Raw genomic sequence first — 13065 nt, forward strand, 5'->3', positions numbered from 1 at the left:
GAGCGCTAGAGCAGGGTATGCAGCGTCTTGTGGCCCTTATCGCCGTCATCTTTTCCTTCGCGACCATCGCGGGAAGCACGACGGCTTATGCCCACCGCTACATCAGCACCCCGATCGTGGTCCTGAACATGGTGGACGCCGAGAACGTCTCGATCCCCGTCACCGTATCGGTGCAGCGGGGCGAGATTGACCTCGGCTCTGGCATTATCATGCCATTCGGTTCTCTTTACGCCATCACCGTCGACGGACAGGTCGCGCTACCCCCTGCGGAACGAGACGCTCCGACACCCAATGTCCGGTCACATCTGCCTTTCGGCATGGCCGAGCGACTGCTGCGCCCACCCCGGGCGGCCTGACAGCGCCACTCGTCACAGTTTTTAGTCTTCCCAGAACACCAGGCCCTCTGCGGGCCAAGGATATATTATGCATTCTCTCACCGACGCGACGCTGTCGCGCCGCGCCCTGCTGGCTGGCCTTGCCAGCCTGGGTGCGCTGACCCTTGCCGGCTGCTCCACCACGGGCAGTGTTCGCAGCGCCGCGGCGCCCACTGAACCCCTGCGCCGCACCGTGCCCCCTGACGTCTTGGCCATGTATTCGGCTCGCCCGGAAGAGGAATATCCGGTCCCGGCCGCCGACGTGTCCAATCTCGATCCGATCTACTGGCGTCAGGAGGTCGACAATCCCACGGGCGAGCCTGCTGGCTCCGTCGTCGTCGACACGGCCAACCGCTTCCTCTACTGGACCATGCCCAATGGGCGGGCCATGCGCTATGGCGTCGGCATCGGCCGCGCCGGCTTCGAGTGGGGCGGTCGCGCCCACATCGCCTACAAGCGCAAATGGCCGATCTGGACCCCACCGTCCGAAATGGTCGATCGCCAGCCCGAGCTCGAAATGTATCGTCATGGCCAGCCCCCTGGCCTGCTCAATGCCCTGGGCGCCCGCGCCCTCTACATCCACCAGGGCAATCGCGACACCATCTACCGCGTCCATGGCACCATGGATGTCGCCACCATCGGCAAGGCGGTTTCATCGGGCTGCGTGCGCCTCATCTTCCAGGACGTCATGGATCTTTATGAACGCGTCCCCAATGGCTCTCCCATCGTCGTGCTCCAGAGCCAGGCGCCAGAGGTCATCGTCTGACCGGCTGCAAAGCCCAAGGCATAAAAAAGGCCCCGATGGTTTCATCGGGGCCTTTTTTTTGTGTCCTCGACTGGCTCTAGCCGCCGAAGATCAGATCCATCAGCGTGCGCTGCGACCGCTGGTTTTCATAGACCGGCTCGGGCTGCTGCACGGGTGCAGGCGGCGCAAACTGCTCGACGGGAGCAGCGAACTGCCCGCCATTATTGCTGGTCGGGGCACTGGGCACCCAGACCTGCTGGCCCGTGGCAGGATCGATCACCAGCGTCATGGGCATGCCCGTCTCCGGATCGATCGGCGCTTGGCCGAAGCCGGCATTGGGGTCCTGCAGCGGGAAGCCTGTGACGGGATCGATCGCCTGGCCTGCGCCATTGAACTGATTGCCGTCAACGAACTGCTCGACCGGCAGGCCGGTGGCCGGATCGAGCATCTGGCCCGTCTGCATCGATGGGTTGCCAGACTGGATCGGGGCAATGCCCTGCATCGGCTGCCCCGTCGCCGGGTCGATGGCGACGATCTGTCCGGTCGCCGGATCGACCATGGTCTGCACGGGCTGGCCCGTGCCGCCGTCCACATATTGCACCTGCGGTTGGCCGGTGGCCGGGTCGATGATAGGCTGGCCGGTATTGGGATCGATCAGCTGCTGGGGGATGACCTGGCCGGCATAGGAGCCGCCCGGGATCTGGACGGGCGATTTACCGGCATGCGCCTTGGTCATGAACTCCGACCAGATCGCGACCGGGACGTTGCCGCCCGAGAGCTTGGTGCCCTTATTGTCGTCATTGCCAAGCCAGACGCCGGTGACCATGGCCGCGGTGTAGCCGACGAACAGCGCGTCGCGCGATTCCTGGCTGGTGCCGGTCTTGCCGCCGAACTGCCATCCGCCCAGATTGGCGCCACGGCCCGTGCCCACCTCAACGGCGGTCTCGAGCATGTCGTTCATCTGCGCCAGCACATGGGGGTCGATTACCCGGCCGGGGCCCGCATTGGAGGCCTCATAAAGCGTCTCGTCATCCTTGGAGGTGATCTTGGTGATCACATTGGGGATGACGCCATTGCCGCCATTGGCGAACGGGGCATAGGCGCTGGTCAGCTCCAGCAGGTTCACTTCCTGGGTGCCGAGGCCGATCGAGGGCACTGGCGTCATCGGCGTCGAAATGCCCATGCGGGTCGCCACATCGATCACGGCTGCCGGGGTTACGTCGATAGCGAGGCGCCCGGCAATGGTGTTGAGCGAATAGGCGAGGCCCTGCCGAAGCGTCACCGTGCCGGCATATTTGCCCGAGGCATTGCGCGGGCTCCAGCCGTTATATTCGAACTGGGCGTCCTCGGCGAGCGTGTCGGGGGTATAGCCCTTTTCCATGGCCGCCATATAGACGAAGGGCTTGAAGGTCGAGCCAGGCTGGCGCTTGGCCGTTACTGCGCGGTTATATTGGCTGGCCTGGTAGTCGACACCGCCAACCATGGCGCGGATCGTGCCGTCGACATCCATGGCGACGAGCGCACCCTGGGTGAAGCCGCGCTTGGGGCCTTCATTGGCCACCGCCTCGCGCACGGCGAATTCGGCGTCCTTCTGCATTTTCCAGTCGATAGTGGTCTGCACCACGACGTCGTCCGAAATCTCGCCGATATAGGCGGTCATCAGGCTTTCGACCCAGTCGGCAACATAGGATTCCGAGCCCGCCACCACTGTCCGCACGCTCGACTGATCCGAGCTGATCTGCGCCGCGTCGGCTTCCTCGCGGGTAATGTAGCCTTCCTGGGCCATGAGGTTGAGCACGAGGCGCTGGCGCTCGATGGCGCGCTGCGGATTGGCCTTGGGATTATAGGCGGACGGGGCGGGGAGGATACCGACCAGCATGGCCGCCTGGCCGAGCGACAAATTGCGCGCCGAGACGCCGAAATAGGTCTGCGCCGCCGCCTCGATGCCGGTCGCACCGGCGCCGAAATAGACGCGGTTCATATAGAGCTCGAGAATTTCTTCCTTGGTGAAATTCTGCTCGAGCCAGATGGCCAGGATCGCCTCCTGCACCTTGCGGCCCAGGGTCTGGTCCGGGGTGAGGAAGAGGTTCTTGGCGACCTGCTGGGTGAGGGTCGAGGCACCGCGGGTCACGCCGCGCGCCTGCACCGATTCGATGGCAACCGCCATCAGGCCGATGGGGTCGACGCCGAAATGGCTCATGAAGCGTCGGTCTTCCGAGGCGATGAAGGCCGCGGGGACGAAATGGGGAAGTTCGCGGAAAGTGACGGCCTCGCCACCGGTCTGGCCACGATTCGAAATAAGACTGCCGTCGGCTGCCAGGATGCGGATATTGGGCGGACGCTCGGGGATGGCCCAAGTGTTCGACGAAGGCAGCTGGGCGCCGTAATAGACGATGATGCCGATGACGGCGAGACCGCCCCAGAGGCAGGCGACAAAGCCCCACCACAAGAGGCCCATGAGAAAACCGCCGGACCGCGAGCGGCGCTTCTTGGGACGCGCGGCCTCGGCCTTGCCGCGACGCGGCTCTTTCTTTTCCTTGCGGGGCGGCTTTGGCGGCTTGCCGCCACCGCCTCCACCAATGGGCCCGCCGGAGCGTTCGTCGTCGACGAATACGCCAACTGACTGGCCGAGGGACGGCTCGACCCGCTGGCCCTTGGCTGCACGTGGCTGCGGCTTGCTGGTCCTCTTCTGGGGGCCACCAACGCGATCATCGGCCGAAATGCGGAAGTCCATCGAGCAATCTGTCCTTGAAGGTCCTGAGCCGCTTCTACTCTTTTCGCCGCACGAGGGAAAGAAAAGGTAAGCCAGAGGTTAAGGAGGCTGCGATCACATGCTGGGCATCTGACGCGCTCACCGCCTCTTCGCGGCGCTATTGAATGCTTGTCCGGGAAAAATGTGGCCGGTTTATGTGAGTTTTCGTGCATTTTCAGCAGTGTGACGCCGCCGCAACACGCGCGCCTTGCGGAAAACACATCGGTCGAGGCATGAAGGCGTATGCGCTTTGTTTTTGCCCTCCTCGCCGCCCTGGCCCTTTCGGCCTCTCCCGCATTTGCCGACGAACTGACAAAGGCCCTCAACCGGGCCATTGGGCTGTTCGATGCCGCAGCGCCCGAAATCGGCCAGGCCTTCGGTGTCGATCGCGACCAATTTCGCGATGCCCTGGTCACGGGCAAATTCCAGCGCGGGGGAAAAACCATTTCCCTTTACTATGAGGAAAAGGCCGACCCGGCCGGCCATTGCGGCCGTTTTGCTGCCTATACAATGCTCCCGGCCCGCGACGGCATCGTTCGTCTCGTCGTCTGTCCGCGCTTTTTCAGTCCACGTGCCGACGATCTGCGGGCCCTGACAGTGCTGCACGAGCTGGTCCATGCCGTGACCGATACCGATGAGTGCCGCGCGATGGCCTATGCCGCGCGGATCCAGTCTTTGGCCACCGGCCGCTTTACCCCGGTGGACGCCTATTGGCAGGCGAACAACTGCGCGGGTTCGGAGTTTTCACTGCCGCGGGGGTAGTTCGCGCCCAACCAAATGGCCAACAACACGCACACCGGTCATTCCCGCTTTCACGGGGATGACACCGGGGAGGACAAGTAGTGCTGCCTCTTAAACGGAGGAATTACCGCCAGCCCAAGGCGGGCGCGACATGGGTGAGAATGCTCTCGATGACATGGGCGTTGTAGTCGACGCCAAGCTGGTTGGGCACGGTCAGCAGCAGCGTATCGGCTTCGGCTATGGCTTCGTCCTTGCGCAGATCCTCGATGAGCTTGTCCGGCTCTGCGGTATAGCCCCGCCCAAAAACGGCCCGCACATTTTCCTCGATATAGCCGAACTGGTCCTGTTCGGGACGACCGGCACCGAAATACATCCGGTCCATGTCATTGACGAGCGCGAAAATAGATCGGCTCACCGAGACGCGTGGTTCATAGGCGTGGCCGGCGTCTTTCCAGGCCGCACGATAGGCGCGGATCTGCTCGGCCTGCTGGATATGAAAGGGCTTGCCGGTCTCGTCGAATTTGAGCGTTGAGCTCTGCAGATGCATGCCCATTTTGGCCGCCCAGATCGCTGTGTCATTGGTGGCAGAACCCCACCAGATGCGTTCGCGCAGGCCTTCGGAATGCGGCTCGAGGCGCAGCAGCCCCGGCGGATTGGGAAACATCGGGCGCGGATTGGGCTGGGCAAAGCCCTTGCCCTTCAACACCTCGAGGAACACTTCGGCGTGCTGGCGCGCCATGTCGGCATCGGTCTTGCCCTCTTCGGGGGCGAAGCCGAAATAGCGGTAGCCATCGATCACCTGCTCGGGCGAGCCGCGCGATATGCCCAATTGCAGCCGGCCACCCGAGATCAGATCGGCGGCCCCGGCGACTTCGGCCATATAGAGGGGGTTTTCATAGCGCATATCGATCACGGCCGTGCCGATCTCGATTTTCTTGGTCCTGGCGCCCACGGCCGCCAAAAGCGGGAAGGGCGAGGCGAGCTGGCGCGCAAAATGGTGCACGCGGAAATAAGCGCCGTCGGCGCCAAGCTCCTCGGCGGCCACCGCCAGATCGATCGATTGCAGCAGCGTATCGCCGGCCGAACGCGTCCCCGATTGCGGCGACGGGTTCCAGTGGCCAAAGGAGAGAAAGCCGATCTTCTTCATGTTTCAGGATCCCGTCTGTCGTGCGCTTGCGTTTGCCAGCAGAGCTAAGCCTCTTCCTGCCCGCTCACAAGTTGCCGGGTGCGGAACGGATTGATGCGAAGGATTGAACGAGCCCCTTAATAGGCCAGTTCCGTGAACCGGGCCTCGCGGCTGTCATAGATCAACACCTTGCCGATCAGTGGCGTACCGATGCCGGTCACGAGCTTGATCGCCTCCATGGCCATCAGCGTGCCGATCACCCCGGTGACGGGCCCGATAATGCCATTGGCCTCACAGGAGGGCAGGTCGTCGTCATTGGCCGCGTCGGCAAAGAGCGCTTCATGCCCTGGCCCGCCAAGATGGGGTGCAAAGACAGTGACCTGACCTGAAAACATCGAGACCGCGCCAGAGATAAGCGGTTTTTGCAGGGTCTGGGCCCCTGCCGCGACCAGCCGGCGGGTTATCAGATTGTCCGTCCCGTCGAGAACCAGATCATAGGAGGCCAGTACGGGTCCGAAATTTTCTGCGTCGAGCCGCATCTGCAGCGGGACGATTTCGATCTCGGGATTGAGCCCGCGGGCAAAAATCGCGGCGCTCTCGACCTTGCTGAGGCCGATCCCCGCGCCGGTGTGCACGATCTGCCGGTGCAGGTTCGAAACACTCACGATGTCGTTGTCGAGGATAGCGATGCGGCCGATGCCGGCACCGGCCAGATAGGCCAGCGCTGGGCTTCCGAGCCCTCCTGCCCCGACGATGAGCACCTTTGCCGCCTTCAGCTTCTGCTGGGCCGCCCCACCAAAACCCTTGAGCACGAGTTGACGCGCGTAGCGTTTCGTCTCGTCGGGGGTAAAACTGGGCCTATCGTTCGCCAATGGGCACCGCAATGAACCGTCGGTCCGGCCCTTCGAAGCCGCCGGAATAAACCGAGATAATGGCGACTGCGGCGGAAATATCCTGCGCCCAACCGGGCTGGACCACGCCGAACAGCCGATATTCGACGGCGCAGCCCCGCGATTCGGGCAGGCGCTTGTCGCGATGGATCAGGCGCTCGCCGTCATCCTCCTCCATGGTCAGGGACATGCCCAGCGGCTCGGCGGAAAACCAGTCCGCACAGGGCAGCGGCGAGGTGGTCTCATAGCTGTCGAGCCGCAGCGTCTGGTCGGAATTCGGCTCGCCCTGACCATATCCGGGGACCCCAAACCGCAGGCGCGTGAAATCGGGCTCCGCCGTGCCATCGCCATTGAGCGCGAGATATTCGACCGGCTCGGTGATGGAAAAACGGTTCAACACCGCCTGCGCCCGGTCGGCGCTTTGGGCGCGGACATCGGCCAATGTCGCGTCTTCGCTGTCGATGCGCACCGAAACCGGCGTGCCCGGCACCCATTTGTCGGCGACGAGGTCAAGGACGTAGACGTCTGAATACGGAAAGCCGGAGCCGTCCTGGATGCCGAATTGCTCGAAGGCAAAATGCTGTCCGTCCGGCGAAAAGCCGAGAAAATCGATGAGCGCCCTGTCCCCGGCCGAAACCGGAGCGGTGGCGAGCATGACACCGGCGAGGAGGCTAGCGCCCCGTCGAACCGAAGCCAGAACTTCCCCGTATCGTCTCATCGAGTTCCTCCACCGTCTGGAAGGCCGGCTGGGTCACCGGCGCCACCACCATCTGCGCGATGCGTTCGCCGCGGGTAATGACGAAATCGTCCTCGCCCAGATTGATGAGGATGACTTTGACCTCGCCGCGATAATCGGCATCGATGGTACCGGGAGAATTGAGCACAGTCACCCCGTGGCGCGCGGCAAGGCCGGAACGGGGCCGAACCTGGGCTTCGTAACCGGCTGGCAGCGCCATGGCAAAGCCGCAGGGCACCATGGCCCGCTTGCCCGGCGCGAGGATCAAGCGCTCACCCTCGGCAAGGGCGGCGCAGAGGTCCGCGCCGGCCGCCAGGGCAGTGGCCGCCGCCGGAAGGGCCAGGCCCTCGCCATGCGGCAGCCATGTCAGGCCGATAATGACCTGGCGCGCACTCAAGGGGTGCGCACCAGTGCGAAGAGGTCGCCGTCGAGGCCGGTTTCGCCGTCGATGATGTCCATGAAGCCAAGCACGATCGATGCCGACTTGCCGTCTGCCGAGCGTTCCATATTGGTCTCGACGATTTCGAGGCCCGAAACCGAGACGGTGATGGTGCGGCCTTCGAACATGGATTGCATCATGGCGCGGGTTTCTGCATCGAGCTCTTCGCCGGCGCCCATTTCCTGCTCGATGTCATCGAGGGGCAGGGTGACGCGCACGAGATTGGGGCCCTCGGCGGCAAAGACCATGCCGCCTTCCTCGTCGCCTTCGATCAGCTCGGCAAAGGGCCCTTCCTTGACGTCGACGCAAATGGCACCGCCATCGTCGGTCTCGGTCAGATTTTCCGGAGCACAGAAGCCCTCTTCACCGTCCTCGGCACTGGCAGCGACCATTTCATAGAAATCGGCGCTGATAATCTGGGTCGTGGTCACCCGGGCGGTCGCATCGCCGGTCAGCGCGACGTCCATCTCGACGTCGATGCAGCCGGCCAGCGTCAGTGCCAGGACCGGCAGCGCAACGAGCTTGCCGATGAGTTGAACCTTCATAATGTACTCCCTTGATGGTCAGTGCCGCTCTTTGGCCGCCATCTATTAGAAAGTGCAGGAGGGGCGCAATCGGGTGAGCGCGAATGCCTAGGATAAAACCAGCAGGCGCCAGATGGCTGTCACGATCAGCACGAAGACGCTGCCCAGTACCGCCAGGATCGCGCCGCGCATCCAGCGATCGGGCGGGCGGCTCATCATGGCGCGATGTTCGGCCATCGTCAGTTCCGCCTGGGTGATCAGCGCCGGCACGCGGCCGAGCGCCGTGCTCATGCGGGTCAAATGCCCGGCCAGATCCTCGATCCGGCCAATCGGCCCTTCTTCGCGCCGCAGCCAATCCCCGACCACGGGCTCGGCCACCGTCCAGATGTCGAGATCGGGATCGAGCGTGCGGGCGACGCCTTCGACGAGGACCATGGATTTTTGCAGCAGCACCAGCTCGGGCCGTGTCTGCATCTGGAAAAGTTCGGTGATGGCAAAAAGCTGGCCGAGCACCCGCGCCATGGAAATATCGGACGCCGTGCGCCCATGCAGCGGCTCCCCGATGGAGCGGATGGCGAGGGTGAAATCGTCGACCGACTGGCTCGGCGGCACATAGCCGATGTCGAAGTGCCGCTGCGCCACGAGGCGATAGTCCCGAGTGATGAAGCCGAAGAGGATATCGGCGAGGAATTTGCGCTCGTTCTTGTTGATCCGGCCCATAATGCCGAAATCGACGGCGATCACGTCGCCGGTGCGCGGATCGGCGAACAGATTGCCCGGATGCATGTCGGCGTGGAAGAAACCGTCGCGAATGGCGTGGCGCAGGAAGGATTGCAGCACCTTTGCCGCCAGCGCCTTGCGGTCGACACCGGCCGCATCGAGCGCGGCATGATCGCGAATGGGAATGCCTTCCACCCAGGAGGTGGTCAGCACATTTTCAGCCACCTGATCCCAGTGGACGCTGGGAATGACGAAACCTTCGTCATTGGTGATATTTTCGGAGAGCTCGGAAATCGCCGCGGCTTCGAGCCGGAGATCGAGTTCGAGCCGCATGGAATGATCGAGCGTCTGGACCACCTCCACCGGACGGAGGCGGCGCGAGGATTTCGACCAGGCCTGGGCCATGCGGGCGCCGGTATAGAGACTGTTCGTGTCGGCCCTGAACCGCTCGCCGACCCCTGGCCGCAGAATTTTGACCGCTACAATGTGCGGAGGCTGCCCGGGCACGCGCAGGGTCGCCTTGTGCACCTGGGCGATGGAGGCCGCTGCGATGGGCGGGCTGATTTCGCTCAGTGCCTTGGCCTTGTCACCCAGGGCTGCCTCAAGGATCCCCGGCACAAGCGCCGAATCAAAGGGCGGCATGCGGTCCTGGAGGGCAGACAGATCGACCGCGGCCTGCGCCCCGACAATATCGGGTCGCGTGGCGAGGGTCTGGCCCAGCTTGACATAGGTCGGGCCCAGCTTGTGCAGGGCGGCATTGAGCCGCTCGATGCGGCCCGTGCGGCGCACGCTGGGCCGCTCGACGAGGCGCCCCATGGCAATTCCGGCCTTCATCATGGGCGGCAGCGATTCGACCGGCAAAACGGAAAGCGCGCCTTCGCGGGCCAGAACCCAGCCGGCGTTGACGAGACGGAAAAACGACCCCAGACCCATGGGCTAGAGTTTCCAGCCCGAGAACAATGTGGCGATATTGCCCGTATAGGCTTGGTGCTTGACCCGTTTGAAGCCGGCCGTTGCGAGCATTGCCGAGAAACGTGTCGGGTCGGGAAATTTCCGGATCGATTCGACCAGATATTGATAGGGCTGGGCGTCTCCGGTCACCATGCGCCCCATGGGCGGGATGAGCCGGTCGGAGAAGGTCTTGTAGACGGCATCGAAGCCCGGCACGTCGACCTGGGAAAATTCCAGCACCATGATCCGACCGCCGCGCTTGAGCACGCGATGAGCCTCGTTGAGCGCCATCTGGATGCGCGGCACGTTGCGGATGCCGAAGGCGATCGTATAGGCGTCGAAGGAATTGCTCTCGAAGGGCAATTCCTCCGCATTGGCCTCGACGAAGCTCGCCTGGGCGGGATAGCGCCAGTTCCGCGCCCGCTCGGCGCCAACGCGCAGCATGTCGGAATTGATGTCGGAGACCACGACCTCTGCATAGCCATGGGAGGCGTTGACGATGCGCTCGGCGATGTCGCCGGTGCCGCCGGCCATGTCGAGCACCCGATAGCCGCGGCTGCCGGAACGGGGCGGCGCCAGATCGGCCACCATGGCGTCCTTCCAGAGCCGGTGGATACCAACGCTCATCAGATCGTTCATCAGATCATAGCGGTCGGCGACGTCGTGAAAAACCTTGTTGACCAGACCCTGCTTGTCCTCGAGGGCGACGGTCTGTTCGCCGAAATGGGTGGTTTCGCGGATCTCGGTCATGGCTTGGCTCGATGCACTTTATCGTGGACACGATATGGTTCGTCTTGGGCGGCACCATATATAAGGCGACGCCGATTGCCCATGCCACAAAGCCGCACAGGCCCGAAGGAGATTTGCCCATGCCCGAATTGCCCGAGGTGGAAACGGTCCGTCGCGGGCTCGAACCCTGGCTCGTGGATGCGCGCATCGACGCGGTCCATCTCAAGCGCGCCAATCTGCGCTTTCCGTTTCCCGAAGGCCTGGGCGCCGCCATCGAAGGACAGACCATTGTCAGCGTCGGCAGGCGCGCCAAATATCTCCTCCTTACCCTTTCGAACGGCAAGATCGTGCTCAGCCATCTCGGCATGACCGGTTCCTGGCGCTTTGCCGAACATGGCATCGACAAGCCCCCGCGCTACTACGAGCCCGGCACCGAGCCCAAGCACGATCATATGATCTGGGAAATTTCGCACCCGAGACACGGGCAGAGCCATCTCATCTATGCCGATCCGCGCCGGTTCGGCTTTATCGACCTGATGGACGATCTCGAAGACAGCCCCTATTTGCAGGGCCTGGGGCCCGAGCCGCTGGGCAATGATTTTCATGCCGCGGGCATGGCCGAGGCTTTTGCCGGCAAGAAGGCGCCGATCAAGGCGGCGCTGCTCGACCAGCGGGTCGTCGCCGGGCTGGGCAATATCTATGTGGCCGAGGCGCTGCACCGCGCCCATATCCTGCCCACGGTTCCCGCCGGAACCCTCGTCACCAAGACTGGTCGCCCGAAAAAGGCGCTGGAGGATCTCTCCCATAGCGTGCGCCAGGTGCTGATCGAGGCCATCGAGGTTGGCGGCTCGACCCTGCGCGATTTCCGCAATGCCGAAGGCGGGTCAGGCTATTTCCAGCATAATTTCGCCGTCTATGACCGGGAGGGCGACCCCTGCCCCACCCCGCTCTGTACCGGAATCGTCTCGCGCATCGTCCAGTCCGGACGCTCGACCTTTTTCTGTCCGGTCTGCCAACGGGCCCCATGAGCTGGAAAGCCTGAATCCTGTTGACGCTTGGCAGGCTTTCCCCTATAGACCCCACCACTTGGGCGGCAGTGGGCCGCCGCTTTCATTTTACTCCGGCCGGCCGCGTCGCTCTCGTTGCGCACCTGCCGGTTGGACGCTCCAAGAGGACCAAATGGCCAATACGCCGTCAGCCAAGAAGGCGACCCGCAAGATCGCTGCCCGTACCGCAGTGAACAAGTCGCGCCGCAGCCGCGTGCGCACCTTCATCCGCAAGGTTGAAGAAGCGATTGTAGCGGGCGATCACGCCGTTGCCTTCGCAGCCCTCAAGGCTGCCGAGCCGGAAATCAGCCGCGCCGCAACCAAGGGCATCGTCCATGCCAATCTGGCGGCCCGCAAGGTCTCCCGCCTCAACAGCCGCGTCAAGGCGCTCGCTGTCTAAGACGAGGCCGCGGCGCCGGGACTGGCCGACGCGGCAATCTGAAAATGGGCTCCGAAAGGGGCCCTTTTTCTTTGCCTGCCTGCCGAGTCTATTGCCGTCGTCAGTTTGTCATATGACGATCTCCTAACAGCCCCGCTGGATCTGTCCCACACTGGGGCAGTGGCAAAAAAGTCAGTCTTCGGAATGACTTGGAACTCGCTCACGCGAGTCTTTCCCCAGGGCTTGCACAGCCCGAGGCCCAAAATGCCGCAGGCGGAAAAATAAATTCTTCACCATTGGCGGGGCACTAGAGGGGGCGATTCTGCATTGAGTCACAGGCTCTTGTGGAAAGCTTCTTTTCCCCCTTTCGGGACGGGGAAAACCACACTTCGGAGTCAAGCCCCTATTTCAGCGATTCACGTGTTGCGGGTCCAAAAACGTCCCTCTAAAGTAACTCTACCAGCGCAGGAAACGAGCCCGGAAAGGATGCTCGGGACCAAGCCGGAATTTACTAACGGGATGTAGCATGGGGGTCGTCCGGCGGATTATGCCGGATCGGCCAGGGGTCAATATGACAAAATTGGCATGGCCGTATGCAGCCGGATTTTTGCGGGAGACCGCACTAGGATAGACCGCCGGTCGGATTGGACCGGGACTCAAGGGAATGGTCGGTAGGGGGCGGCGGGTAACCGCCGATGGGATTTGTGCGCCCGCTTTGTGGGCGCAAGGCGATGTCGCCTGCCTTGTGGAAGGCGACATGAATATTGGCATTGAGCCGGGCGCAGATTGCGGAACGCCGGGCCGAAAAACGGGGCTAGAATCAATGATGCGACAGGCAACAGCGGGAAGGGATGACTGGTCTACGGCCACCACTCCCTCCCTCCCTCAAACCGGCTCCAGTGTTGTTCCTGTC

At 63.1% G+C, this 13065-nt stretch carries 13 protein-coding genes; 5 read left to right on the forward strand and 8 right to left on the reverse strand.

Translation table 11 applies throughout. The features are described from left to right. Positions 1–17: 17 nt before the first annotated feature. Both N0P34_RS20075 and N0P34_RS20080 read left to right on the forward strand, forming a co-directional pair. The gene (locus tag N0P34_RS20075; protein WP_275604969.1) at positions 18–356 is read left to right on the forward strand and encodes a hypothetical protein; all 339 of its coding nucleotides are present in this window, start codon (positions 18–20) and stop codon (positions 354–356) included. Between the two features lie 67 nt (positions 357–423). Continuing rightward, positions 424–1140, forward strand: coding sequence for a L,D-transpeptidase (locus tag N0P34_RS20080; protein ID WP_275604970.1), 717 nt, complete (start codon positions 424–426; stop codon positions 1138–1140). A 76-nt stretch (positions 1141–1216) separates the two neighbouring features. On the opposite strand, the gene N0P34_RS20085 is transcribed toward N0P34_RS20080, so the two are convergent. After that, on the reverse strand, positions 1217–3853 hold the full coding sequence (locus N0P34_RS20085; protein ID WP_275604971.1) for a PBP1A family penicillin-binding protein: 2637 nt from the start codon (positions 3851–3853) through the stop codon (positions 1217–1219). 261 nt (positions 3854–4114) lie between these two features. Between N0P34_RS20085 and N0P34_RS20090 the strand changes: the two genes are divergently transcribed. Then, complete coding sequence (locus tag N0P34_RS20090) at positions 4115–4633, forward strand: hypothetical protein (RefSeq protein ID WP_275604972.1); 519 nt, start codon at positions 4115–4117, stop codon at positions 4631–4633. A 103-nt stretch (positions 4634–4736) separates the two neighbouring features. On the opposite strand, the gene N0P34_RS20095 is transcribed toward N0P34_RS20090, so the two are convergent. The 7 genes from N0P34_RS20095 to ubiE form a co-directional block, all read right to left on the reverse strand. Further along, complete coding sequence (locus N0P34_RS20095; RefSeq protein WP_275604973.1) at positions 4737–5759, reverse strand: LLM class flavin-dependent oxidoreductase; 1023 nt, start codon at positions 5757–5759, stop codon at positions 4737–4739. A 116-nt stretch (positions 5760–5875) separates the two neighbouring features. Continuing rightward, on the reverse strand, positions 5876–6610 hold the full coding sequence (gene moeB / locus N0P34_RS20100) for a molybdopterin-synthase adenylyltransferase MoeB (protein ID WP_275604974.1): 735 nt from the start codon (positions 6608–6610) through the stop codon (positions 5876–5878). Then, positions 6597–7346: a DUF2259 domain-containing protein gene (locus N0P34_RS20105; RefSeq protein ID WP_275604975.1), complete on the reverse strand. Its 750-nt coding sequence runs from the start codon at positions 7344–7346 to the stop codon at positions 6597–6599. Before N0P34_RS20105 ends, moeB begins: the two co-directional genes overlap by 14 nt. Continuing rightward, complete coding sequence (dut, locus tag N0P34_RS20110; protein WP_275604976.1) at positions 7300–7761, reverse strand: dUTP diphosphatase; 462 nt, start codon at positions 7759–7761, stop codon at positions 7300–7302. Before dut ends, N0P34_RS20105 begins: the two co-directional genes overlap by 47 nt. Beyond that, on the reverse strand, positions 7758–8348 hold the full coding sequence (locus N0P34_RS20115) for a hypothetical protein (RefSeq protein ID WP_275604977.1): 591 nt from the start codon (positions 8346–8348) through the stop codon (positions 7758–7760). Before N0P34_RS20115 ends, dut begins: the two co-directional genes overlap by 4 nt. A gap of 87 nt (positions 8349–8435) precedes the next feature. Beyond that, positions 8436–9980, reverse strand: coding sequence for a 2-polyprenylphenol 6-hydroxylase (gene ubiB / locus N0P34_RS20120; RefSeq protein WP_275604978.1), 1545 nt, complete (start codon positions 9978–9980; stop codon positions 8436–8438). A 3-nt stretch (positions 9981–9983) separates the two neighbouring features. Beyond that, entirely contained in the window at positions 9984–10748 is a 765-nt protein-coding gene (ubiE, locus tag N0P34_RS20125; RefSeq protein ID WP_275604979.1) for a bifunctional demethylmenaquinone methyltransferase/2-methoxy-6-polyprenyl-1,4-benzoquinol methylase UbiE, read from the reverse strand. 119 nt (positions 10749–10867) lie between these two features. Here ubiE and mutM point away from each other — a divergent pair, with 119 nt between their 5' ends. Beyond that, a complete protein-coding gene (mutM, locus tag N0P34_RS20130) occupies positions 10868–11755 on the forward strand; it encodes a bifunctional DNA-formamidopyrimidine glycosylase/DNA-(apurinic or apyrimidinic site) lyase (RefSeq protein ID WP_275604980.1) in 888 nt (295 codons plus the stop codon). 151 nt (positions 11756–11906) lie between these two features. After that, complete coding sequence (rpsT, locus tag N0P34_RS20135) at positions 11907–12173, forward strand: 30S ribosomal protein S20 (RefSeq protein ID WP_275604981.1); 267 nt, start codon at positions 11907–11909, stop codon at positions 12171–12173. Positions 12174–13065: the final 892 nt, after the last annotated feature.

It is taken from the genome of Devosia sp. FJ2-5-3, from assembly GCF_029201545.1.
Classification (GTDB): domain Bacteria; phylum Pseudomonadota; class Alphaproteobacteria; order Rhizobiales; family Devosiaceae; genus Devosia.